This is a genomic window from Streptosporangium minutum (assembly GCF_002149035.1).
GTDB lineage: Bacteria > Actinomycetota > Actinomycetes > Streptosporangiales > Streptosporangiaceae > Streptosporangium > Streptosporangium minutum.
This window is the reverse complement of record NZ_NGFP01000029.1, coordinates 21,153-42,765: the sequence shown is the minus strand read 5'-3', so window position 1 is coordinate 42,765 and position 21,613 is coordinate 21,153. Positions and strand designations below refer to the sequence as shown.

General features: G+C 69.0%; 22 protein-coding genes. 2 read left to right on the top strand and 20 right to left on the bottom strand.

Annotated elements, in window-relative coordinates; all coding sequences use genetic code 11:
- Positions 1-21 precede the first annotated feature (21 nt).
- The 12 genes from CA984_RS09280 to CA984_RS09225 form a co-directional block, all read right to left on the bottom strand.
- Entirely contained in the window at positions 22-834 is an 813-nt protein-coding gene (locus CA984_RS09280) for a F0F1 ATP synthase subunit delta (RefSeq protein ID WP_231509375.1), read from the bottom strand.
- Positions 834-1,382 carry a F0F1 ATP synthase subunit B gene (locus tag CA984_RS09275; RefSeq protein WP_086570269.1) on the bottom strand — a complete coding sequence of 183 codons (549 nt, stop codon included), beginning with the start codon at positions 1,380-1,382 and terminating at the stop codon, positions 834-836. Before CA984_RS09275 ends, CA984_RS09280 begins: the two co-directional genes overlap by 1 nt.
- Before the next feature lie 31 nt (positions 1,383-1,413).
- Entirely contained in the window at positions 1,414-1,647 is a 234-nt protein-coding gene (atpE, locus tag CA984_RS09270; RefSeq protein WP_012888402.1) for an ATP synthase F0 subunit C, read from the bottom strand.
- A gap of 64 nt (positions 1,648-1,711) precedes the next feature.
- Entirely contained in the window at positions 1,712-2,503 is a 792-nt protein-coding gene (gene atpB, locus CA984_RS09265) for a F0F1 ATP synthase subunit A (protein WP_086570266.1), read from the bottom strand.
- Positions 2,504-2,570: 67 nt separating this feature from the next.
- Positions 2,571-2,786 (bottom strand): AtpZ/AtpI family protein, encoded by a 216-nt coding sequence (locus CA984_RS09260; RefSeq protein ID WP_242675831.1) that lies wholly within the window; start codon positions 2,784-2,786, stop codon positions 2,571-2,573.
- An 88-nt stretch (positions 2,787-2,874) separates the two neighbouring features.
- Positions 2,875-3,291 carry a Cg1360 family ATP-synthase-associated protein gene (locus CA984_RS09255; protein ID WP_086570262.1) on the bottom strand — a complete coding sequence of 139 codons (417 nt, stop codon included), beginning with the start codon at positions 3,289-3,291 and terminating at the stop codon, positions 2,875-2,877.
- 152 nt (positions 3,292-3,443) lie between these two features.
- The gene (locus CA984_RS09250) at positions 3,444-4,739 is read right to left on the bottom strand and encodes a glycosyltransferase family 4 protein (RefSeq protein ID WP_207620795.1); all 1,296 of its coding nucleotides are present in this window, start codon (positions 4,737-4,739) and stop codon (positions 3,444-3,446) included.
- A 57-nt stretch (positions 4,740-4,796) separates the two neighbouring features.
- A complete protein-coding gene (locus CA984_RS09245) occupies positions 4,797-6,062 on the bottom strand; it encodes a serine hydroxymethyltransferase (RefSeq protein WP_086570258.1) in 1,266 nt (421 codons plus the stop codon).
- A gap of 77 nt (positions 6,063-6,139) precedes the next feature.
- Positions 6,140-6,520, bottom strand: coding sequence for a hypothetical protein (locus CA984_RS09240; protein WP_031159124.1), 381 nt, complete (start codon positions 6,518-6,520; stop codon positions 6,140-6,142).
- Between the two features lie 16 nt (positions 6,521-6,536).
- Positions 6,537-8,273, bottom strand: a complete 1,737-nt coding sequence (locus tag CA984_RS09235) for a hypothetical protein (RefSeq protein ID WP_086570256.1) — start codon at positions 8,271-8,273, stop codon at positions 6,537-6,539.
- Positions 8,274-8,381: 108 nt separating this feature from the next.
- Positions 8,382-9,047, bottom strand: a complete 666-nt coding sequence (locus CA984_RS09230; protein WP_086570254.1) for an L-threonylcarbamoyladenylate synthase — start codon at positions 9,045-9,047, stop codon at positions 8,382-8,384.
- Between the two features lie 106 nt (positions 9,048-9,153).
- On the bottom strand, positions 9,154-9,333 hold the full coding sequence (locus CA984_RS09225) for a type II toxin-antitoxin system Phd/YefM family antitoxin (RefSeq protein WP_165781175.1): 180 nt from the start codon (positions 9,331-9,333) through the stop codon (positions 9,154-9,156).
- A gap of 60 nt (positions 9,334-9,393) precedes the next feature.
- Here CA984_RS09225 and CA984_RS09220 point away from each other — a divergent pair, with 60 nt between their 5' ends.
- Positions 9,394-10,638 (top strand): RNA-guided endonuclease InsQ/TnpB family protein, encoded by a 1,245-nt coding sequence (locus CA984_RS09220; RefSeq protein WP_086570251.1) that lies wholly within the window; start codon positions 9,394-9,396, stop codon positions 10,636-10,638.
- A gap of 89 nt (positions 10,639-10,727) precedes the next feature.
- Here CA984_RS09220 and prmC read toward each other — a convergent pair whose 3' ends face one another.
- From prmC to rpmE, 3 genes are all read right to left on the bottom strand, one after another.
- Complete coding sequence (gene prmC, locus CA984_RS09215) at positions 10,728-11,582, bottom strand: peptide chain release factor N(5)-glutamine methyltransferase (RefSeq protein WP_031159147.1); 855 nt, start codon at positions 11,580-11,582, stop codon at positions 10,728-10,730.
- A 9-nt stretch (positions 11,583-11,591) separates the two neighbouring features.
- Positions 11,592-12,644, bottom strand: coding sequence for a peptide chain release factor 1 (gene prfA / locus CA984_RS09210; RefSeq protein ID WP_207620794.1), 1,053 nt, complete (start codon positions 12,642-12,644; stop codon positions 11,592-11,594).
- A gap of 108 nt (positions 12,645-12,752) precedes the next feature.
- Positions 12,753-12,971, bottom strand: a complete 219-nt coding sequence (gene rpmE / locus CA984_RS09205) for a 50S ribosomal protein L31 (RefSeq protein WP_086570248.1) — start codon at positions 12,969-12,971, stop codon at positions 12,753-12,755.
- A 285-nt stretch (positions 12,972-13,256) separates the two neighbouring features.
- Between rpmE and CA984_RS09200 the strand changes: the two genes are divergently transcribed.
- Positions 13,257-14,366 (top strand): hypothetical protein, encoded by a 1,110-nt coding sequence (locus tag CA984_RS09200; protein ID WP_133061582.1) that lies wholly within the window; start codon positions 13,257-13,259, stop codon positions 14,364-14,366.
- Positions 14,367-14,498: 132 nt separating this feature from the next.
- Here CA984_RS09200 and CA984_RS09195 read toward each other — a convergent pair whose 3' ends face one another.
- The 5 genes from CA984_RS09195 to thrC form a co-directional block, all read right to left on the bottom strand.
- Positions 14,499-15,143 (bottom strand): response regulator transcription factor, encoded by a 645-nt coding sequence (locus CA984_RS09195; RefSeq protein WP_031159154.1) that lies wholly within the window; start codon positions 15,141-15,143, stop codon positions 14,499-14,501.
- An 11-nt stretch (positions 15,144-15,154) separates the two neighbouring features.
- On the bottom strand, positions 15,155-16,474 hold the full coding sequence (locus tag CA984_RS09190) for a sensor histidine kinase (protein WP_086570244.1): 1,320 nt from the start codon (positions 16,472-16,474) through the stop codon (positions 15,155-15,157).
- Between the two features lie 207 nt (positions 16,475-16,681).
- Positions 16,682-18,784 carry a transcription termination factor Rho gene (rho, locus tag CA984_RS09185; RefSeq protein WP_086570242.1) on the bottom strand — a complete coding sequence of 701 codons (2,103 nt, stop codon included), beginning with the start codon at positions 18,782-18,784 and terminating at the stop codon, positions 16,682-16,684.
- A 464-nt stretch (positions 18,785-19,248) separates the two neighbouring features.
- Complete coding sequence (locus tag CA984_RS09180) at positions 19,249-20,250, bottom strand: homoserine kinase (protein WP_086570240.1); 1,002 nt, start codon at positions 20,248-20,250, stop codon at positions 19,249-19,251.
- A 139-nt stretch (positions 20,251-20,389) separates the two neighbouring features.
- Positions 20,390-21,448 carry a threonine synthase gene (gene thrC, locus CA984_RS09175; RefSeq protein WP_086570238.1) on the bottom strand — a complete coding sequence of 353 codons (1,059 nt, stop codon included), beginning with the start codon at positions 21,446-21,448 and terminating at the stop codon, positions 20,390-20,392.
- Between the last annotated feature and the right edge of the window lie 165 nt (positions 21,449-21,613).

The following is a 21,613-nucleotide window of genomic DNA, read 5'->3' as shown; positions in this document are numbered from 1 at the left end:
CTCTTCAGTCTCCCTATTCGCCTAGCCGGCCAACCGGCGGCGGACTTCTTCGATTCGTCCCGCGATGGTGGTGTCGATGAGGTCGTCCCCGATGTGAACCGAGAACCCTCCGAGCACTCGCGGATCCACCTCGACGTTCAGATGAACGTCGCGGCCATACGAGGTGCGCAGCCACGTGGCGAGACGCCGCTTCTGCTCCTCGGAGAGCTCGACAGCGCTGCGCACCACTGCGACGAGACGCTGCCGCTGGGCGGCGACCAGGTAGCCGAACTCTTCCAGTCCTCTGTCCAGGCTACGTCCTCGCGGATGCACCACGAGCTGCGAGATCAGACGGAGGGTGGTGGGGGCGACCTTGCCGGCGAGCAGGGAGCCGAGCAGCTCCTGCTTGGCCTGCGCGGGAACGCCGGGGGCGGTCAGGGTCCGGTGCAGCTCCAGGTTCGAGGCGACGATGCGCCCGAACCGGAACAGCTCGTCCTCGACGTCGTCGAGCCTGCTCGCCGCCTCGGCCTCGGCCGCGGCGGCGATCACGCCGAGACGCTCGAGCGCGTCGGCCAGGTCGCCCGAGCGCGCCCACTTGACGGAGACGGCCGCGATGACCGTCTCCAGTGCGGCACCGCTGACCTTGCCCTCCAGCAGGACCCGTACGGCTTGCGCCTTCTGGGCCGCCGGGCGGGCGGGGTCGGACAGGTTACGGCGGAGCCCGTGCTCACGGTCGAACAGGTCGGCGACCGCGAAGAGCTCGTCGGCCAGCGAGCCGAGGTCCGCGCTTCCCGCCACGGCGTTGAAGCGCTCTTCGACCTCGGCCAGCGAAGCCCTGCTCAGACCTCTCAGCATCAGCGGACCGCCGCGCTGCTCGACTCGAGCTCCTCAAGGAACCGGTCGACGGTGCGGCGCTGACGCGCCTCGTCCTCCAGGGACTCACCGACGATGCGGCTGGCCAGATCGGTCGACAGGCGGCCGATCTCGGAGCGGAGCTGGGCGAACGCCTGCTGGCGGTCGGCCTCGATCTGGATGTGCGCGGCCTCGACGAGACGACGGGCCTCGGCCTGCGCCTCCTCGCGGAGCTCGGCCTTGATCTGAGCACCCTGCTCGCGAGCCTCTTCACGCAGGCGCGAAGCCTCGTGACGAGCCTCGGCGAGCTGGTCCTTGTACTGCTTGAGCAGCGTCTGGGCCTCGGCCTGCGCGTCCTGCGCCTTCTGGATCCCGCCCTCGATGGCCTCGGTCCGCTCGACCAGGGTCTTCTGGATGCGCGGGGTGAGGATCTTACCGACGACGATGAGGACGACGAGGAACGCGAAGACGCCGACGACCAGCTCGTAGGTGTGTGGGATGAGGGGGTTGCCCCCCTCCTCCGCTGCCAGGAGTGAAGCTGCCTGAATCATGTGTGCAGCCTTCCGTCAGGTTTGTTGCGTCTTAGCGGAACATGAACGGCGCGACGAGGCCGATCAGGGCCAGGGCCTCGGTCAGAACGAAGCCGAGCAGCATGTTCTGGCGGATCAGGCCGTAGGCCTCGGGCTGGCGGGCGATCGCCTGCACACCCTGACCGAAGATGATGCCGACGCCGATGCCGGGGCCGATGGCGGCGAGACCGTAGCCGATCGAGCCGAGAGCGTTGAGGGAGCCGGTGACCTCAGCGAGGACGGACATTCCTGTATTCCTTTACGGTCGGCCGGTGGGACGTCCCACCGGTCTGGACTATTCGAGGTTGGTCTTAGTGCTCGGCGTGGAGCGAGTTGCCGATGTACATCGCGGCGAGCATGGAGAAGAGGAACGCCTGCAGGAACTGGATGAACATCTCGAAGCCGGTCATGGCGATCGTCATGAGGACGCCGACCACGCCGAGCGGGGCGCCCAGCGGCGTGAGCTTCTCGAAGAGGAACCAGAAGCCGACCATGCTGAAGAACGCGAGGATGATGTGGCCGGCGAACATGTTGGCGAACAGTCGGACCGCGTGGGTGAAGGGCGCGATGATCATGTTCGAGAGGAACTCGATCGGGGCCAGCAGCACGTAGATCGCCTTGGGCAGCCCCGGCGGGAACATCATGTTCTTGAAATAACCGACCGGTCCCTGGTGCTTGACGCCCAGGTAGACCTTGAGGACGTAGATGCTGACCGCCAGCACGATCGGGAAGGCGATGTGCGAGGCCACCGGGAACTGCAGGACGGGGACGACCCCCATCAGGTTCCAGATCCAGACCAGGAAGAAGATGCTGAGCAGCAGGCCCATCCACCGGTCGGCGTCCTTGCCGAGGAACGGCCGGGCGACCTGGTCGCGGACGAACATGTAGCCCATCTCGGCGACGTTCTGGACGCCCCGGGGCACGATCTTCGGATTGGCGAACGCGGACCAGCAGAAGACCACGACGATGAGCGTGCTCAGAAGCGCCAGCAGCACGGGCTTCGTGAACCAGTCGACGCCTGGAATGATCGGGGGGAGGTCGAAGAGTTCGAGGCCCGGAGGCGTGAACTCGTCCCCGGAAGCGAGGAGCGTCAGCGTGCTCACGCGGCGTTCCCTTCAGCGTGGTAGTGGATCGAAATGGCTTCGTCAGCGAAGCGACCGCCGCCGAAGGCTAGCGACCGTACTTCCGGTAGACCAGGTAGACGGCGAGAGCGACTCCGAGGATCAATCCGATCGGGGTGAAAGCGATCACGCCCGTCCATTTGGACAGCAACCATCCGGCGCCGCCATACAAGATCATCCCGGAGAGGAGATAGCTGGGGATCGACCAAGCGGCGCTGGCAAAGTCGCGGCCGTCGTCCTCGGGCCGGATTTTCTTCTCGCTCATCGCGGGCATGACGATAGCAGCCGCGGTGGGGACTAGTCATATCGGGCCCGGTCACACCCGCCAGCGAGATACTACGCCTCATCGGGTATCACCCGGATCCGGGGGTCTTGCCATCGGGGTCGACATAGAGCATTTTGAGCTTCATGAACCCTCGCATCTCGCCGATGGTCCAGGCGACGGTGCATACGACGGCACCCCAGCCGAACGCCTTGGGCTCGAACGCGGTGGCGTTCTCGAACGCCTTCAACAGGGCCATGACTATGAGGATTTTCACCGCGTAGGTCACGACCGCGGCGGTCATCATCGCCATCGGCGAGACCCGGCCGGCGTAGGAGATCGCGACGATGCCGAGGGTGAAGAAGACACAGACGACCAGTGCCCCGATCGCCGCGCCCAGCGCCCCCTTGCCTCCGGCTACGAGGGCTGCGGCGACGACCACGACAAGCCCCACCAGCAGCGTGGGTATCGCAGCCCCCTTCAGGAGGCGCACGTCGTTGGCCTGCATCGGCACTCCAAGTAACTGTTATCAAGCGAGCGATTGCTACCCTGCAGGGCTCATCCTGTTGAGCGGCTGCTAGTGAAAGCTATCACAAGCTCACAGAAGAGCGCCTTTACCTGCCGTTTCAAGTAAACGATCAAGAGGTTTCCGGCAGGTGTTCAACGCGGCGTCTCAGGGGCTGAGAAACCCGGGCTGGGAGCGGTAAGTGACAGGTCAGGGAGCACGGAGAGCACCGCCGTGTCGTCGTCGGCCGCCACCGACCGGGGGCCGGGCGTCTCCGGGGGGAGCGGGCGGCTCTGCCCCTGGACCGGCCCTCCGCCGGGGCGGACGTGACGCCCGCCGGTGCCGGCGCCGCCGCCCCCGCTCCTGCGCGCGCGCCAGCTCGGCAGCGCCATCATCACCAGCACGCCCACGGCCAGCAGCACGGTGAGCGGGAACAGCACGAGCGGGACGCCCTCGACGGACATCGCCACGACCGTGAAGGCGAACAGGAACGTCCAGGTGTACATGATCAGCACGCTGCGCCGGTGCGAGTGACCGATGTCCAGCAGCCGGTGGTGCAGATGCCCCCGGTCGGGGGAGAACGGCGACAGGCCGTTGGAGGTGCGCCGGATCACCGCCATGATCAGGTCGAGCAGCGGCAGCACCAGGATGGCGACCGGCACCAGCATCGGCAGGATCACCGGGAAGCGGTTGATGCTGGTCGAGTCGAGGGGCGTGATGGTGATCATCGTGGACGCGAGGACCAGGCCGATCAGCATCGCCCCGGTGTCGCCCATGAAGATCTTCGCCGGGTGGAAGTTGTGCGGCAGGAAGCCGAGGCACATGCCGATGAGCACCGAGGCGATCGCCGCCGTGACGTTGATGCTGGTGTCGCCGTAGTCCTTGGACAGCACGATGGAGTAGGTCCAGGTGGCCATGGCGGCGATGCCCACGATCCCGCCCGCCAGGCCGTCCAGCCCGTCGACGAAGTTCACCGCATTGATCATGACGACCACGACCAGGATCGTGAGCAGTGGACTCAGCGTGGAGTCGAGGATGATCTGACCGCCCAGCGCGGTGGGGAACGGGAGCCACGGAAGGCTGACGTCGAAGGCGACGAGGACACCCGCGGCGCCGACCTGCCCGGCGAGTTTGATGAGGGCGTCCATCCCCCACCAGTCGTCCAGGAAGCCGGTCAGGGTGATCAGGCCGCCCGCCGCAATCAGCGCGATCACGGTCTTGCCCTCGGCCAGCCTGCCCCCGGCGTAGGGCAACTGGCTGGCGATCAGCAGGCCGGCGACGAGCCCGCCGTACATCGCCAGACCGCCGAGTCTGGGGGTCGGAGTGGTGTGCACGTCACGGTCACGGACCTCTGGCATCGCACCGATGCGGATGGCGAACACGCGGACCAGCGGGACCAGGAGGTAGGTCACCGCTGCCGCCACCAGCGCCATGAGTAGATATTCGCGCACAGACCTAGTTTCGCGGATAGTCCGGCCAGCTGTGACCGGAAAACGACACAGAACAGCTCATAGTTCGCTGGGATAAATCTGATGGATCTCGGTGAGCGCCGCCACCCGCGCCCTGATCTCTCCCACTGCGTCAGGGTTGCGGATGACCTGTGCAACCATCGAGGCCACCTCCTTCATCTGCTCGGTCCCCATCCCCTGTGTCGTGACGCAGGGGGTGCCGACCCGGATACCGGACGTCACCGTGGGCGGCTCGGGGTCGTAGGGGATGGTGTTGCGGTTCAGGGTGATCCCGGCGGCGGCGCACCGCTGCTCGGCCACCGCGCCGGTGACCCCGACATCGCGCAGGTCGATCAGGGCCAGATGGCTGTCGGTGCCCCCGGAGACGGGCCGCATCCCCTCGGCGGCCAGCGCGTCGGCCAGCACCTGGGCGTTGGCCACCACCTGACGCGCGTACTCGGCGAACTCCGGTTGGAGCGCCTCGCCGAACGCCACCGCCTTGGCCGCCACCGCGTGCATGAGCGGGCCTCCCTGGACGAACGGGAAGACCGCCCGGTCGATCCGGGCCGCCAGCTCCCGCGTGCACATGATGCCGCCGCCTCTCGGGCCGCGCAGCGCCTTGTGCGTGGTGAAGGTGACCACGTCGGCGTACGGCACGGCGGACGGCAGGGCGCCTCCGGCCATCAGGCCGACGGTGTGGGCGACGTCGGCCAGCAGCCAGGCGCCGACCTCGTCCGCGATGCCCCGGAAGGCGGCGAAGTCGATCTCACGCGGGTAGGCCGTGGCACCACAGATGATCATCTTGGGCTGGTGCCGCAGCGCCAGCTCCCTGACCTCGTCATAGTCGATCAGCTCGGTGTCCCTGCGCACGCCGTACGAGACGACGTCGAACCACCGGCCGGAGAAGTTGACCCTGGAGCCGTGGGTGAGGTGGCCGCCGTGTGACAGCTCCATGGCCAGCACCGTGTCGCCCGGCTGGAGCAGCGCGGCGTAGGCGGCGAGGTTCGCCGAGGCGCCCGAGTACGGCTGGACGTTGACGTGATCTGCGCCGAACAGCCGCCTGGCCCGGTCGATCGCGAGCCGCTCGGCCCGGTCGACGACCTCGCAGCCGGCGTAGTAGCGCCTGCCGGGATACCCCTCGGCGTACTTGTTGTTGAGCGTCGATCCGAGCGCGGCGAGCACCGCCGGCGAGGCGAAGTTCTCGCTGGCGATGAGCTGGAGGCCACCGCGGAGCCGATCGAGCTCGTCAAGGAGGACCTGCGCGACCTCTGGGTCCCGCCTGTGCAGGAGCCCGAAGTCGGGCCCGTAGTACGGCTCTGCGCCCATGGCTCACACCCCAGGGATGACGACTCACCCCACTGTAAGCCCGGACGCCCCTGTTTTCCGAAGTCAGGGGCGCGCCGTCACGAGAATGCGTGCGGAGCCCCGGCGTTGGCGGGCACCCATCTCGGGGTGTCGGCCGCCTGGTCGCTGATCGAGGTGAGGATCGCCTGGCGGTAGAGGCCGAGACGGGTGCGCCACTCGGCCATCTCCTCCACGTAACGCCCCGAGACCGGGGCGTCCCAGACGTCCCTGCTCCTGGCCAGCTGGTAGGCCTTGTCCAGGGTGGAGGTCAGGGTGTCGAGGGTGGGGAGCACCTGCCGCCACATCGTGACCAGCCGCTGGTAGTCGGGGTTGAACTCCCACGCGATCGCCCCGTCCGGGGACGGCAGGCCGGGAGCCGCCGAGGCGGGCGGGGTCTCCCCCGGCTGCAGCGGCTGCGGTGCGGGTGGATCCACGAACATCACAGGCTCCTCACGCTCACTGCCCGCCCGCCCGTCCGCCGCCGGGCGGCGGGATCGGCTGCAGCGGGTCTCCCGGATCCACATCGCCCGCCGAGCCGTCGGGCCCGACGTCCATGGGCGTCCACGCGCCCTCACCCCACGTCTCGCCGTCGGGCACCTGCACGCCCGGCATGTCCAGCGGCTCGATGTCGCGCACGTTGCCGGCGAGCGTCCTGATCGCGTCGGTGCTCGGCGGGTCCGCCTGCACCGAGACCACGTCGGCGCCGTCGGCCGCCCACCGCGCGGCCGACTCGCCCACCGCGGTCTCGGCGGGCGGCGTCTCCGCGCTCCCCGGCGCGCTCCCCGCCGACCGGGTGCCGCTCTCCTCACCCGTGCCCGGCGGCTGGATCCGCTGCTCGGGATCGGGCTCCACCGTGTCGGGGACGGAGGTGTCGGAGCCGGTCCACGGCGGCGCCGCAGCCGGGTCGACCCGGTCGGGCTGCGTGCCGGTGGTGTCGGAGGCGCCGTCGACGCCGGGCATCTCCAGTGGTGGGATGTCCTCGATGTTCTTCAGCAGCTCGGCGACCTCCGCCGCCGTGGGCGAGTCGAGCGGGACCTGGAGCACCTGCACCCCGTCCACCGCCACGACCCTCGGCCGCATGTCGCCCCGCTGGTCGATGTCGTCGGGGTGGTCCTTGCCCGCGGTGTCCGGGACGTCGACGCCGGAGACACCGCCCCCGTCCCTGGGCGAGCGCTCGTCGCCCTTGGAACCGGTGTCCGGCTTGGCGTCCGGAGCGGTGGCATCGACGTTCACCACCCGGGAATCAGGATCGTCCCGGGGCGCCTCGGAGACGGAACCCCCATCACGCGGAGACGTCTCATCCCCCTTGGAACCGGTGTCCGGCTTGGCGTCCGGAGCGGTGGCGTCGACGTTCACCACCCGGGAATCGGGATCGTCCCGGGGCGCCTCGGAGACGGAACCTCCATCACGCGGAGACGTCTCATCCCCCTTCGAACCGGTGTCGTCGACGTTCACCCGGGAATCGGGATCGTCCCGAGGCGCCTCGGAGACGGAACCTCCATCACGCGGAGACGTCTCGTCAGCCTTGGAACCGGTGTCCGGCTTGGCGTCCGGAGCGGTGGCGTCGACGTTCGCCGTCCGCGGGTCGTAGACATTCACCTTGCGGGAATCGGGATCGTCCCGGGGCGCCTCGGAGGTGGAACCCCCCTTACGCGGAGACGTCTCGTCGCCCTTGGAACCCGTCTCCCCCTTGGAGCCGGAATCGGTGTCGTGCTTGGAGCCGGGCTTCGGGTCGTCCTTGGACCCGCTGTCCGAGGACTGTTCCCGTGACGGGGGAGCCTCGTCGCCCTTGGGCACGGCCGGCTTCAGATCCTCGACCTTCGGCCTGTCCGGCTTCGGGTCGGCCTTCCCGTCCGCACCGGAATCGGGCTTCGGCTCGGACTTCCCGTCCGTCCGGGCGTCCTGTCCGGAGTCGGCGGTCTTCGGCTCTCCGGCCCTCGGCTCGGCCGGGGGCGCCGACCCCTGCTTGATCTTCTTCTCCAGCAGTGCCACCCGGGCGGAGACGTCGCGGACCATCACCTCGCACGCGTCGGCGATCTGCGACGGACGGTGGGTGGACTGCGAGGAGAGACCCGCCCCGCTCATCAGCCGGGTGACCTGGCCCTCGACGGCCCGCATCTGCTTGGACGCCTGATTGACCTCGGACAGCAGATCACGGACCAGCTTGGGGTCCATTCCGTCGAACTTACCCATGGACGTCTCCCGGAAGTGTCGGCGGACTTCACGGTACCGGGGAGACAGCCCCGCGTCACGAGGATAATCAGACAGCATGGATCACGGCATAAGCCGTGGATCCGCTGGTCAGTCGTCGGACTCCGGACCCGCGTCCGTCGCCACGTAGCCGATCACCCCGCGCAGCTTCTCCACCGAGACGGCCCCACGGCGCAGCAGCCGGGGAACCGCCGTGGTCAGGTCGAGGATCGTGGACGGGGTGTCGTCGGCGCACGGCCCGCCGTCGAGATAGACGGCGACCGAGTCACCGAGCTGCTTGTCCGCGTCGGCCGCCGTGATGGCCGCCGGGGCCCCGGAGCGGTTGGCGCTGGAGACGGCCATCGGGCCGGTCTCCTTGAGCAGCTCCAGAGCGACCGAGTGCAGGGGCATCCGGATGGCGACGGTGCCCTTGCTGTCGCCCAGGTCCCATGACAGCGACCGGTTGGCGCGGCAGATCAGCGTGAGCGGGCCGGGCCAGAAAGAGTCGACGAGATCCTGGCCGTACGGGCCGAGGTTCTCCACGAGGGCGTTGGCGGCGCGCACGGTGCCGACCAGCACGGGCACCGGCATGTCCCGGCCGCGCCCCTTGGCCTCCAGCAGGGAGGTGACGGCGGACGGCGTGAAAGCGTCGGCGCCGATGCCGTAGACGGTGTCGGTCGGGAGCACCACGAGCTCGCCCCGCCGTACGGCTGACGCCGCGTCGGTCAGGCCGGCGGCCCGCTGCTCGGCATCCGTGCAGTCATAACGTCGGCTCACTTTGCCTCCTCGCCCAGCGGCTCGTCATCAGTGAGCCAAAGCTACCGGATTGCGGGCCAGTGCTCCGGCCTTCAGGCCGGGGGTGAAGGCCGCGCGGGAGTGCCCTTCAGGGCGCGAGCGTGCTCTGGCCTGCCTCGTTTTGCTGCTCGACCCACCATGCATAGGGAACAAGGACGGCGCGGGGTTCACCGTTCTTCTCGATCACGAGGTGTTCGCCCCGGTAGTGGGCTTCGTCGATCCGGCGTCCGAGTTGGTTGCGCAGGTCGTTGGTCGAGGTGTGCTCCATGCTCTTCATGGTACCAAAAGGCTTATTCGAACTGTTCGTACGTGTAGTACTATTGGTAGTGTGCAGCTCAGATGCAACTACCGCCTCTACCCGACCACAGGTCAGCGCGAATCACTGGCTCGGGCGTTCGGGTGTGCGCGGGTGGTGTTCGACGACGGGCTGCGCGCACGACAGGACGCACGCGACAACGGCTTGCCCTACGTCTCGGACGGGGACCTGTCCAAGCAGGTCATCACCGAGGCGAAGCGGACCCCGGAGCGAGCCTGGCTGGGCGAGGTGTCAGCCGTGGTATTGCAGCAGGCGCTCGCCGACCTGAATACCGCGTACCGCAACTTCTTCGCCTCGCTGTCGGGGAAGCGGAAGGGGCCAAAGGTGGGCCCGCCCCGGTTCCGGTCCAAGAAGGACACCCGGCAGGCGATCCGGTTCACCAAGAACGCCCGCTTCGCCATCACGGCGGGCGGAAAACTACGCCTGCCGAAGATCGGTGACATCCCGGTCCGCTGGTCTCGCGACCTGCCCGTTGAGCCATCGAGCGTGACGGTCGTCAAGGACGGCGCGGGACGGTACTTCGCCTCGTTCGTCATCGAGACGACAGACGAGGCGTTGCCGGGCGGGACGCACGAGGTCGGGATCGACCTGGGCCTGTCACACTTCGCCGTATTGTCCGACGGCCGGAAGGTGAACAACCCGCGCTTCCTCCGCAAGGCCGAACGGCGACTGAGGAAAGCACAGCGCAACCTTTCCCGCAAGGAGAAGGGCTCAGCGAACCGGGCGAAGGCCAAGCTGAAGGTCGCCAAGGCGTACGCCAAGGTAACCGACACGCACCGCGACTGGGCACACAAACTGTCCACCATGCTGATCCGCGACAACCAAGCAATCTACGTGGAAGACCTCGCCGTGTCCGGTCTGGCGCGCACCAAGCTGGCCAAGAGCATTCACGATGCGGGCTGGTCACAGTTCGTCGGGATGCTGGAGTACAAGGCCAGGCGGTACGGCCGGACGTTCGTCAGGATCGACCGCTGGTTCCCTTCCTCGAAACTGTGCTCGGAGTGCGCCACCCTGCAAGAGTCGATGCCGTTGAACGTCCGTGACTGGGTATGCGCCTGCGGCGCGACCCACGACCGAGACATCAACGCGGCCATCAACGTGCTGGCCGAAGGACGACGAATCGTCGCCGCCGGACGGAAACCTGCCGCTGAGACGCGGCAGGAGGCGGAGACGTCAAACGCCTGTGGAGGCCAGGTAAGACCACCGCTCGCGGTGGCACAGGCCGATGAAGCAGGAAGCCTCAGAGGTGCCGCGTGACGCGGCACGGGCTGAATCTCCGGCCTTCAGGCCGGAGAGCGCGTCAATGTGTTCACCGGCTCGCTCGTGCCGCGCCAGCTCGTTCCTGCCTATTCCTGGCCGAAACGGGCGGTGACGAAGCGGTCCCTGCGGGTGAGGTCCTGGCGGCTGCGGACATCGCGCCAGCCGTTGTCCTCGGGGAAGATCAGATAGACCGGGGTGCCCTGCTCGTCGGCGTGCTCCACGGCGACGAACCCGCCCGGACGCAGCAGTCGCCTGGCGGTCCGTTCCACCGCCCTGACCTCGTCGAGACCGTCGCTGCCGGAGCCGTACAGCGCCCGGTGCGGGTCGTAGTCACGCACCTCGGGATCGCGGGGGATCGCCCCCGGCGGGATGTAGGGCGGATTCGAGATGACCAGGTCCACCTGGCCGTTCAGCTCGGACAGGGCGTCGGCCAGGTCCTCCGGGTGCAGGTGGACCCGGCCCTGGCCGTGCTCCAGGATGTTGCGCTTGGCCCAGCGGTAGGCGTCCGGGTCGACCTCGACCGCGTGCACCGTGGCCAGCGCGATCTCCTGGGCGATGGACAGCGCGATGGCGCCGGAGCCGGTGCCGAGATCCACGACCACCGGGGAGGCGACGTCCATCTCCCGCAGCCGCTCGATGGCCCAGCCGGCCACGACCTCGGTCTCCGGGCGCGGCACGAACACGCCGGGCCCGACCTCCAGGGACAGGTAGCGGAAGTAGGCACGCCCGGTGATGTGCTGGAGCGGTTCACGGGCTTCACGCCGAGCGACCCCCTCCCAGAACAGCGCGTCGAAGTCCGAGTCCGTCACGTTGTGCAGCTCGCTGCGCCGGACACCGTGGACATATGCGGCGATCTCCTCGGCGTCGGTGCGTGGCGACGGCACACCTGCCTCGGCGAGCCGGGCGGTGGCGAGGGCGATCTCGTCCAGCAGAAAGGTCATGGGCGCGTTCTATGAGTGGGCGGCGAGCTTCTCCGCCATCTCGGCGTCAAGCAGGGACTGGATGACGGCCGTGAGGTCACCGTCCAGAACCTGATCAAGGTTGTAGGCCTTGAAGCCGACACGGTGGTCGGAGATGCGGTTCTCGGGGAAGTTGTAGGTGCGGATCCGCTCGGAGCGGTCGACCGTCCGGATCTGGGACTTGCGCTCGGCCATCGCGGCGGCGTTGGCCTCCTCCTCGGCGATGGCCTGCAGGCGGGCCCGCAGGATGCGCATGGCCGACTCCTTGTTCTGGAGCTGGCTCTTCTCGTTCTGGCAGGAGGCGACCACGCCGGTGGGGATGTGCGTGATCCGCACGGCGGAGTCGGTGGTGTTGACGCTCTGGCCGCCGGGGCCGCTGGAGCGGTAGACGTCGATGCGCAGGTCGTTCGGGTCGACCTGGACGTCGACCTCCTCGGCCTCCGGATAGACCAGGACGCCCGCGGCGCTGGTGTGGATACGGCCCTGCGACTCGGTGACCGGCACCCGCTGGACGCGGTGCACGCCGCCCTCGAACTTCAGCCGCGACCAGACGCCTTCGTCGCCCCTGGCCTTCAGGGCCACCGTGACGTCCTTGTAGCCGCCCAGGTCGGAGTGGGTGGCGTCGATGAGCTCGGTCTTCCAGCCGACCCGCTCGGCGTACCGCAGATACATCCGCAGGAGGTCACCGGCGAACAGCGCCGACTCCTCACCGCCCTCGCCCGCCTTGATCTCCATGATGATGTCCTTGTCATCGTTGGGATCACGCGGGATGAGCAGGTGCCTGAGCTTGTCCTCCAGCTCGGGGACGCGTCCTTCGAGCTCCTTGGCCTCCTCGGCGAAGGCCTCGTCCTCGGACGCCAGCTCCCTGGCCGTGCCCAGGTCGTTCTGGACGCCTTCGAGCTCCCGATAGGTGGTGACGATCGGGGTCAGCTCGGCGTAGCGCCTGCCGAAGGTGCGCGCCTGCGTCGGGTTGGCGTGCACGGCGGGGTCGGCGAGCTTGAGTTCCAGCTCGGCGTACTCACTGAGCAGCTCGTCGAGATTCACCGTGCGTCCTTCCTGAAAAACCGTCGAAGCCTGCCTCATCACCACGAACGCCGACCCGGGCGCACCCACGGAGAACGGGGGTGGTTCCGGGCCGGCGTCGGGTGTGGGCTACTGGCCCGTGGTCTTCTTGCCGAAGCGCTTCTCGAAGCGCGCCACCCGGCCGCCGGTGTCCAGGATCTTCTGCTTGCCCGTGTAGAACGGGTGGCAGGCGGAGCAGACGTCGGCGTGGATCGCACCGTTCTTGGCGGTGCTGCGAGTGGTGAAGGTGTTACCACAGGTGCAGGTCACCGAGGTGGTCACATACTCCGGGTGGATGTCGGGCTTCATGGCTTCAGTTCCTCTCCAAGGCGCGGTCGCCGGGTCGCCACTGTCTCTCGCCTGTCAGGGCTTGCGCGCGATGTGCACACTGAGGTGCGCGCGGGCGGGAACCGGAACCGCTGCGGTTCGGCTACCAGTGTGCCAGATGCTCCAACCATCCCAGGCCACAAGACATTCCCCGCTGAGGTGACCTGCGTTTGTGGACGAGTAACACCAGTACCACTAGGCTCCGGTGCCCAAACCGTAGCTTTACCTATTTTTTTACTTCAGTTAGGGGACCAGATGAGGAAGGGAATGCGGTTGCTTCTCGCGGCCGCAACGGGGGCTGCCGTCTTCGCAACTGGTACGGCGACCGCTTTCGCCACCCAGACCAGCGCCACCGCAGTGGCCTGCGACCTGAACACCGCCGACGTCACCGCCGTCACCGTCGGTGACGCCTACGTCCCGCTCAAGGACGACGCCACCGTCGACTTCGAGGCGACGCTCAAGGACGCCTGGAAGCTGGCCGAGGACAAGAAGTCCGTTCAGAAGAACATCACCGCCGTCACGGCCGAATTCCAGCGCGCCGGCGAGACCGTCTGGAACAGCGCCACGATCGAGGCCCTGCCCGCCGTCCCGGCTCCGCCGGCCAGCGGCGAGGCGACGCTGCCCACCGCCGACGTCAAGCTCAAGGGCAGCTTCAAGGTCACCAAGGACAACAAGGACGGCAAGTGGCAGGTCCGCCTGCATGTCAGCCGTAACAGCGCGAGCAGCGACAGCTGCAAGGAAGTCACGGTCAGCCCGCAGGTCAAGTACGTCAGCGCCTCGGTGACGGACCCGGTCGTCGTGAGCGCCGGCCAGGACACCGAGGTCGTCGTCAAGGCGAACATCATCGGCGCCTCCTCGGTCAGCGCCCGTCTCTTCAGCAACGACAGCAACGACTCCGTCGACCTGGAGCTGTCGAAGAGCAACACCGCCGACCAGTGGTACCGGGAGACCTGGTTCGACGACGACTACGCCACGGGGTCCTGGACCCTGGAGCTGGTCGCCGCGCGCGGCAAGGAGAGCGTGAAGTTCGAGAAGGCCGACACCTTCTGGGTCCAGACGGGCTCCTCCAAGTCGAAGAAGGCCAAGTCGAAGGTCTCGTTCGACGTGAGCGCGAACAAGGTCAAGAAGGGCAAGAAGATCCGCCTGTACGGCAAGGCCTACCGGGGCAGCTCCGCCTACTCCGGCAAGATGGTCGAGCTCTACACCAAGAAGAAGGGCGGCAGCTGGAAGTTCGCCTACTTCGTGAAGGCGAACGGCAGCGGCAAGTTCAGCAAGACCGTCAAGCCGAAGACCGACGCCTACTGGCGCGCCCAGGTCCCCGGCACCAGCAAGACCTACGGCTCCAAGTCCGGCTACGAGTTCGTGGACGTCCGCTAGGCGGCACCCTCCGCGCCGCGCTGTACGGCTCGCGTCCCCAACCCCGGGCGCAAGCCGCACAGACGGCGGGCAGGACACACGGGATCTGAGGACAGCGGGAACGCCCGGCGGTGACAACCGCCGGGCGTTCTCTCATCTGCCCAGGTAGGCCAGGACGGCCAGGACCCGGCGGTGGTCGTCGGAGGCGGGTTCGAGGCCGAGTTTGCCGAAGATGCCGGAGATGTGCTTCTCCACCGCGCCATCGGTGACGGCCAGGCGCGCGGCGACCGCCGCGTTGGAGCGCCCCTCGGCCATCAGGGCCAGGACCTCCCGTTCCCGGACGGTCAGGGACTCCAGCGGATCGTCCCGGCGGTGGCGGCTCAGCAACTGCGCGATCACCTCGGGGTCGATGACCGTCCCCCCGGACGCCACCCGGCGCACCGCGTCGAGGAACTCCGACACGTCCGCGATCCGCTCCTTGAGCAGGTAGCCGACCGCCGACGCCCCCCCGCCGATCAACTCGGCGGCGTACTGCTGCTCGACGTACTGCGACAGCACCAGGATCGGCAGCCCCGGCCGCCGCGACCTGGCCTCCAGGGCGGCGCGCAGCCCCTCGTCGGTGTGGCTCGGCGGCATCCGCACGTCCACGATCGCCAGGTCGGGGCCGTGCTCGGCGACCGCGGTCACCAGCCCCGGGCCGTCCCCCGCCACCCCGACGGTCTCGATCCCGCCGTCGGCCAGCAGCCGGGCCAGCCCCTCACGCAACAGCACCGAGTCTTCGGCGATCACCACCCGCATGGTCCGAGTTTTCACCATTGGCAGGGCAGTTCGGCGCGGATCAGCGTGGGACCGCCGAGCGGGCTGTCCACGCTCAGGGTGCCGTCGATGGTCGCGGCCCGGTCCGCCAGCCCCGCGAGCCCCCCTCCGGCGCGCGGCACCGCGGCGCCGACCCCGTTGTCGTGCACCTCGACGACCACCCGCTGGTTCTCGCGGCTGACCCGGACGGAGACCTCGGTCGCCTCGGAGTGCTTGACCATGTTGGTCAGGGACTCGGCCACGACGAAGTACGCGATGCTCTCCACCGCGGGCGGCGGGCGGTGGGAGACCTCCACCGACAGGTCCACCCGCACGGGGGCCCGGGCCGCGAGCGAGGAGAGCGCCGCGGCCAGTCCCCGGTCGGTGAGGATCGCCGGGTGGATGCCCCTCGCGAGGTCGCGCAGCTCGGCGATCGCCGCCTTGGCGCCGGCGTGGGCCTGGGCGAGGAGCTCCCTGGCGCCCTGGGGGTCGGAGTCCATCTTGGCCTGGGCCCGGCCCAGGTCCATGGCGACGGAGAGCAGCCGCTGCTGGGCGCCGTCGTGCAGGTCGCGCTCGATCCTGCGCCGCTCCGCCTCGGCCGCGTCGACCGCGCGGGCCCGGCTGGCCCGCAGCTGGGCCGCCCGGGCGGCCAGCAGGTTCTTCTCCCCCGCGCCCAGCAGCGCGACGGCGAGCAGCGCGTGCAGCCAGCCCATCCCCCGCGTCGCGTAGAGCGCCACGAGGAGGACCCCCACTCCGACGGGCACGCACAGCAGCGCCTCCGGCGCGCTGTCGACCAGCAGCCCGTCGGTGATCGTCACCGGGGCTCCGCCGAACAGCAGGACCGTGGGCACGACGATCATGCCGAGCCCCAGGAACCACAGGCCCACCGAGACGACGAACTCCACGACTCCGATCGGCAGCAACAGCAGGAGGTAGAGGAGGTCCTTCCAGGTCGCCGGATCGACGAACATGTCCTTCCAGCGCAGGAACAGGTTGTCGCCCTGGGATGGCCGGTAGGGGTCGCGGATCGTGACGCCGAAGGCCAGCCGGACCAGCCTGCGCTCCAGCATCGCCGCGGCGCGCCAGGCGCACATGGTCAGCGCGAGCAGCGGCAGCCCGGCCCACACGATCACCAGGCTGAGCGCGACCGGGAGCGCGGACGCCGTGAAGGCGGAGCAGACCGCGCCGTAGAAGACGCTCACCAGCATGTACGGCACGGCACGCCAGGTCATCGGATCGACGATCAACCCCAGCGGCCCGTTGGGCCCCAGCGGAACGCGCCGTCGCAGCGGCATGCCCACCACCGGTCCGCCCACTGCCGTCTCGGCCGTCATGCGCCCCCCTCTGGCTCCGCACTGCGATCACGGCCCGCGCCCGGAGCTCGTCCCGGGGCGTCGGAACCTCCGGGCCCGGGGCACGGCGAAATGGAGCGGGCGGGCGTCCTGAAGTATGGATATCCCGAAGAGCGCGGTCGCACAAGGGCGCCGGAACAGCGGACGCCCCGGCCGTGGGGCCGGGGCGTCCGTCGTACAGCCGGTCGATCAGTCGCGGTCGGAGCTGACCGTCGTCTTCTGGACCTGGAGGAGGAACTCCGCGTTGGACTTGGTCTCCCTCATCTTCTCCAGGAGAAGCTCCAGGGCCTGCTGCATGTCCAGAGCGTGCAGCACGCGCCGCAGCTTCCAGGTGATCTGCAGCTCGTCCTTGCCCATGAGGATCTCTTCCTTACGGGTACCGGACGCGTCGACGTCCACCGCGGGGAAGATCCGCTTGTCGGCGAGCGAACGGTTGAGCTTGAGCTCCAGGTTTCCGGTGCCCTTGAACTCCTCGAAGATGACCTCGTCCATCTTGGAGCCGGTCTCGACCAGCGCCGTGGCGAGGATCGTCAGCGAGCCGCCGTTCTCGATGTTGCGGGCGGCGCCGAAGAAGCGCTTCGGCGGGTAGAGCGCGGTGGAGTCGACACCACCGGACAGGATCCGGCCGGAGGCCGGGGCCGCCAGGTTGTAGGCCCGGCCCAGACGGGTGATCGAGTCGAGCAGCACGACGACGTCGTGGCCCAGCTCCACCAGACGCTTGGCGCGCTCGATGGCGAGCTCGGCGACCGTGGTGTGGTCCTCGGCGGGACGGTCGAAGGTCGAGTGGATGACCTCGCCCTTCACCGACCGCTGCATGTCGGTGACCTCTTCCGGACGCTCGTCGACCAGGACGACCATCAGGTGGCACTCGGGGTTGTTCCGGGTGATCGCGTTGGCGATCGCCTGGAGCACCATGGTCTTTCCCGCCTTGGGCGGGGAGACGATGAGGCCACGCTGGCCCTTGCCGATCGGCGCCACCATGTCGATGATCCGGGTGGTCAGAACGTTCGGCTCGGTCTCCAGGCGCAGCCGCTCCTGCGGGTAGAGCGGGACGAGCTTGTTGAAGTCGGGCCGCTGCCGCGCCTGCTCCGGGTCCATGCCGTTGACCGTGTCGAGACGGACGAGCGCGTTGAACTTCTCGCGGCGCTCGCCGTCGCGGGGCTGGCGGACGGCGCCGGTGACGACGTCACCCTTGCGCAGGCCGTTACGGCGGATCTGCGCCAGCGAGACGTAGACGTCGTTGGAGCCCGGCAGGTAACCGCTGGTCCGCACGAACGCGTAGTTGTCGAGGATGTCCAGGATGCCGGCGATCGGGATCAGGACGTCGTCGTCGCCGACCACGGGCTCGTTGCTGTCGAAGCGGTCACGGCCGCGACGGTTCCGCTCCCGGAACCGGCCACGGCGGCCACGGCGGTCGTCGTCCTCGCCGACGCCGTGCTGGTCGCCGCGGTCCTGCGGACCACGGTTCTGCGGACCACGGTCACCGCGGTCACCACGGTCGGCCCGGTCGCCACGGTCACCGCGGTCGGTCCGGTCACCGCGGTCGCCACGGTCGGTCCGGTCGCCGCGGTCGTTGACGCGCTCGCCACGCTCGGTGCGGTCGTTGACGCGCTCGCCACGCTCGCCACGGTCGTTACGGTCGTTGACGCGCTCGCCACGGTCGGTGCGCTCGCCGCGGTTCTGGCCCGCGTCGGCGGCGCGCTGGTCGCCACGGCTGTCGCCGCGCTCGCCACGGCTGTCGCCACGGTCGCGGCGGTCACCGGTGCGCTCGCCACGGTCGCTGTTGCGGCTACGGCGGTCGCCACGCTCACGGCGGCTCTCACCGCGCTCGGCGCGGCTGTCGGCCTGGGCGGCGTCGGCCTGCTGCTCCACGACGGGAGCGGCTGCGGCCACGGGCTCGGGCGCGGCGGGCGCCTGCTCGGCCACGGGCTCGGCCGCGACGGCGGGCCGGGAACGTTCCCTGCGGCTGCGGGCCGGGCGCTCGGCGACCGGCTCGGCCGCGACGGCCGGGGCCGGCGGAGCCTCCTTGACGGCGGCGGGAGCGGGAGCAGGGGCGCTCTCGGGTGATACGCCCTGCTTCTCCTGGATGGCCGCGATGAGCTGGCTCTTGCGCATCCGCCCGGTCCCGCTGATGCCAAGTCCGGAGGCCATGGCCTGCAGCTCGGGCAGCACCATGGCGGACAGGCCGGTGCCGGAGCGACGGCGCGGCCTGGCCGCGGCGCGGGTGGGGGTGTCGCCGGCCACCGGCGGTGCGCCGGCGGCGTCGGAGAGGAGTTCGGTGGTGTCGCTCACTAATGGGTCCTTCCCAGGGGTCGGGCGTGGCCACGATCAGCCAATCGTCCCGGTGGTGCGATCAACCCGGTGGGACAGACCGGGTCGGGTTGCACGTTGCGATCCTCGACGGCCCTTGAGGACCGTCGCCACTGTCGGAGAAGGGCACATCCATGCCGTCACCATCGAGATTCGCCGACGGTGGGGCTTGGAGGACACCCCCCGGATTGCTACCGGCAACCAGATGTCGAGGTAATTCGAACGCGCGTGTCCCCTCAAACGCCGCCTCTCGTTGCCCCAACCGAATGTGGAGCATTCGGAGGGGACGGATTCGGGGAGGCCACTGCGGCGCTCACGCCTCACAGAGCGAGACATGATGCAGCGATGTGTGGCTGACAAGCACGCACCCACAAGGGGGCACCTGGTGCGGCTACCAGCCTAACATCACCAGCGCACACAGCTATTCCCTGAAGGTCGAAGAGGCATCAGCGTGTCTCGGGAGAGACAACGCAGGCACCGCGGGTTTCGACATCCAGTGGCTGGATGTGCCAATCAGTACCCACTTCCGGTGCGATCAAATCCTGCGTATCCACTGTCGAAAACGCAAGAATTGTGGGGCCCGCTCCCGAGACGACAGTGGGGACGCCGAGCCCGCGCAGACGTTGTACCAGATCCGCACTCTGCGGCATCGCAGGCGCGCGGTAATTCTGGTGCAACCGATCTTCGGTGGCGGCCAGCAGCAGTTCCCGCTCCGGCCGTTCGGTCAGTGCCGCGACGAGAAGCGCGGCCCGCCCGGCGTTCGCGGACGCGTCGGAGTGCGGCACGTCCTTGGGGAGCAGCCCCCGGGCGACCTCTGTGGACAGCCGGTGCCTGGGGATGATGGCCACGGGCCGGATATCGGCGTGTGGGATCAGCTTCACCATATGCGGTGCGTTCGACTGATCTGTCCATGCGATGGTGAGCCCGCCCGCGAGACACGGCGCCACGTTGTCGGGGTGCCCCTCGATCTCGGTGGCCAGCGCGAAGACATCGTCGTCGGTGAACTCCCGTCGCGCCCCCGGACGGCCGGGGCCGGCCTGGCCGCCCGCGGGGTCCGGGCCGTCCACCGCCGGGTACGGGGCCCCGGCCAGCGCCCGTGCCGCGAGGATCCCCGCGCAGATCGCCGCGGAGGAGGACCCCAGGCCCCGCGCGTGCGGGATGCGGTTGAGGCAGCGCAGCCGGATGCCGCGCGGCTGCGGAAGGCCCATCCGGTCGAAGGTCAGCCGCATCGTCTTCACGATGAGATGGCCCTCGCCGTCGTCGAGCTCGCCCGCGCCCTCCCCCGTGACCTCGATGCCGACGCTACGGGAACGGGGGTCGCCGGGGTCGACCAGACCGACCTCGACCTCGTCGTAGAGGGCGAGGGCCAGTCCCAGGGTGTCGAATCCGGGGCCGAGGTTGGCCGACGTCGCCGGGACCCGGACGGTGACCTTGATGCTGTCGGTCATCGGAATTCTGGGGCGCAGGCCCCTGGCTCAGCCATAGGGAGGGAGCCCCTCCTCCTATCTGCTTCGTTCGGTGCTGTGCACGGCCGGTGCGGGACCTCCCGGTGGGACGCCCCGCCGTACCGGCGTCGTCATGGGAACGCTAGGCGAGTCCGAGCGCCGTGGCCGCGGCGTGGGCGTCGATGGGGATCGTCACGGGCGTGGGCGCGCCGGAGATGGCCCAGTCGGGGTCCTTGAGGCCGTTGCCGGTCACCGTGCAGACGATGCGCCGGCCGGGCTCGACGAGGCCCTGCTCGTGTGCCTGGAGGAGGCCGGCCACGCTGGCGGCGGAGGCGAGCTCGACGAACACGCCCTCCTCCTGGGCCAGCAGCTTGTACGCGGCGGCGATCTGGCGGTCGGTGACGGCCTGGATGACGCCGCCGGACTCGTCGCGGGCGGCCTCGGCGAGCTTCCAGGAGGCGGGGTTGCCGATGCGGATCGCGGTGGCGATCGTGTGCGGGTGGGTCACCGGCGCGCCGTTGACGATCGGCGCGGAGCCGCTGGCCTGGAAGCCGAACATGCGGGGCGTCCTGGTGGCGAGCCCGTCCGCGGCGTATTCGGTGTAACCCATCCAGTAGGCCGAGATGTTGCCCGCGTTGCCGACCGGGATGCAGTGGATGTCGGGCGCGTCGCCGAGCGCGTCCACGATCTCGAAGGCCGCGGTCTTCTGGCCCTGGAGCCGGAAGGGGTTCACCGAGTTGACCAGCGCGATGGGGTAGTTCTCCGACAGCTTCCTGGTCATCTCCAGGCAGTCGTCGAAGGAGCCCTCGACCTGGAGCAGCGTGGCCCCGTGGACCAGCGCCTGCGCCAGCTTGCCCATCGCGATCTTGCCGCGGGGCACCAGCACGGCGCAGGTCAGGCCCGCGCGGACCGCGTAGGCCGCGGCGGAGGCGCTGGTGTTGCCGGTGGAGGCGCAGATGACGGCCTTCGCGCCGTCCTCGACGGCCTTGCTGATGGCCATGGTCATGCCACGGTCCTTGAAACTGCCGGTCGGGTTCGCGCCCTCGACCTTGAGGAAGACGTCACAGCCGGTCAGAGCCGAGACCCGGCGCGCCGGGACGAGCGGCGTGCCGCCCTCCAGGAGCGTGACGACCGGCGTCGCCGTGGTCACCGGAAGTCGGTCACGGTACTCCTCGATGAGGCCACGCCACGCCCTGGTCATGATTACTCCTCCCGCGCCCGGGTACACCGTGCGCGTCCTACCTGCGGGGTTAGGCACCGAGTCTACGGGCAACGGCCTACGCGGCGGGCTGCGTTGTCCATCTAATGGACAACACGGGCATATTTCACTTTCTCCCACAGGAAACCCTAAGCAACCGGGGATAGG

What these genes read in the sequence shown, in the direction of transcription:
- CA984_RS09280 (WP_231509375.1), bottom strand. Translation starts at nt 834, where the DNA reads ATGCTGAGAGGTCTGAGCAGGGCTTCGCTGGCCGAGGTCGAAGAGCGC.
- CA984_RS09275 (WP_086570269.1), bottom strand. Translation starts at nt 1,382, where the DNA reads ATGATTCAGGCAGCTTCACTCCTGGCAGCGGAGGAGGGGGGCAACCCC.
- atpE (WP_012888402.1), bottom strand. Translation starts at nt 1,647, where the DNA reads ATGTCCGTCCTCGCTGAGGTCACCGGCTCCCTCAACGCTCTCGGCTCG.
- CA984_RS09260 (WP_242675831.1), bottom strand. Translation starts at nt 2,786, where the DNA reads ATGAGCGAGAAGAAAATCCGGCCCGAGGACGACGGCCGCGACTTTGCC.
- CA984_RS09255 (WP_086570262.1), bottom strand. Translation starts at nt 3,291, where the DNA reads ATGCAGGCCAACGACGTGCGCCTCCTGAAGGGGGCTGCGATACCCACG.
- CA984_RS09245 (WP_086570258.1), bottom strand. Translation starts at nt 6,062, where the DNA reads ATGGGCGCAGAGCCGTACTACGGGCCCGACTTCGGGCTCCTGCACAGG.
- CA984_RS09240 (WP_031159124.1), bottom strand. Translation starts at nt 6,520, where the DNA reads ATGTTCGTGGATCCACCCGCACCGCAGCCGCTGCAGCCGGGGGAGACC.
- CA984_RS09235 (WP_086570256.1), bottom strand. Translation starts at nt 8,273, where the DNA reads ATGGGTAAGTTCGACGGAATGGACCCCAAGCTGGTCCGTGATCTGCTG.
- CA984_RS09225 (WP_165781175.1), bottom strand. Translation starts at nt 9,333, where the DNA reads ATGGAGCACACCTCGACCAACGACCTGCGCAACCAACTCGGACGCCGG.
- prmC (WP_031159147.1), bottom strand. Translation starts at nt 11,582, where the DNA reads ATGACCTTTCTGCTGGACGAGATCGCCCTCGCCACCGCCCGGCTCGCC.
- rpmE (WP_086570248.1), bottom strand. Translation starts at nt 12,971, where the DNA reads ATGAAGCCCGACATCCACCCGGAGTATGTGACCACCTCGGTGACCTGC.
- CA984_RS09200 (WP_133061582.1), top strand. Translation starts at nt 13,257, where the DNA reads ATGCGGTTGCTTCTCGCGGCCGCAACGGGGGCTGCCGTCTTCGCAACT.
- CA984_RS09195 (WP_031159154.1), bottom strand. Translation starts at nt 15,143, where the DNA reads ATGCGGGTGGTGATCGCCGAAGACTCGGTGCTGTTGCGTGAGGGGCTG.
- CA984_RS09190 (WP_086570244.1), bottom strand. Translation starts at nt 16,474, where the DNA reads ATGACGGCCGAGACGGCAGTGGGCGGACCGGTGGTGGGCATGCCGCTG.
- CA984_RS09180 (WP_086570240.1), bottom strand. Translation starts at nt 20,250, where the DNA reads ATGACCGACAGCATCAAGGTCACCGTCCGGGTCCCGGCGACGTCGGCC.
- thrC (WP_086570238.1), bottom strand. Translation starts at nt 21,448, where the DNA reads ATGACCAGGGCGTGGCGTGGCCTCATCGAGGAGTACCGTGACCGACTT.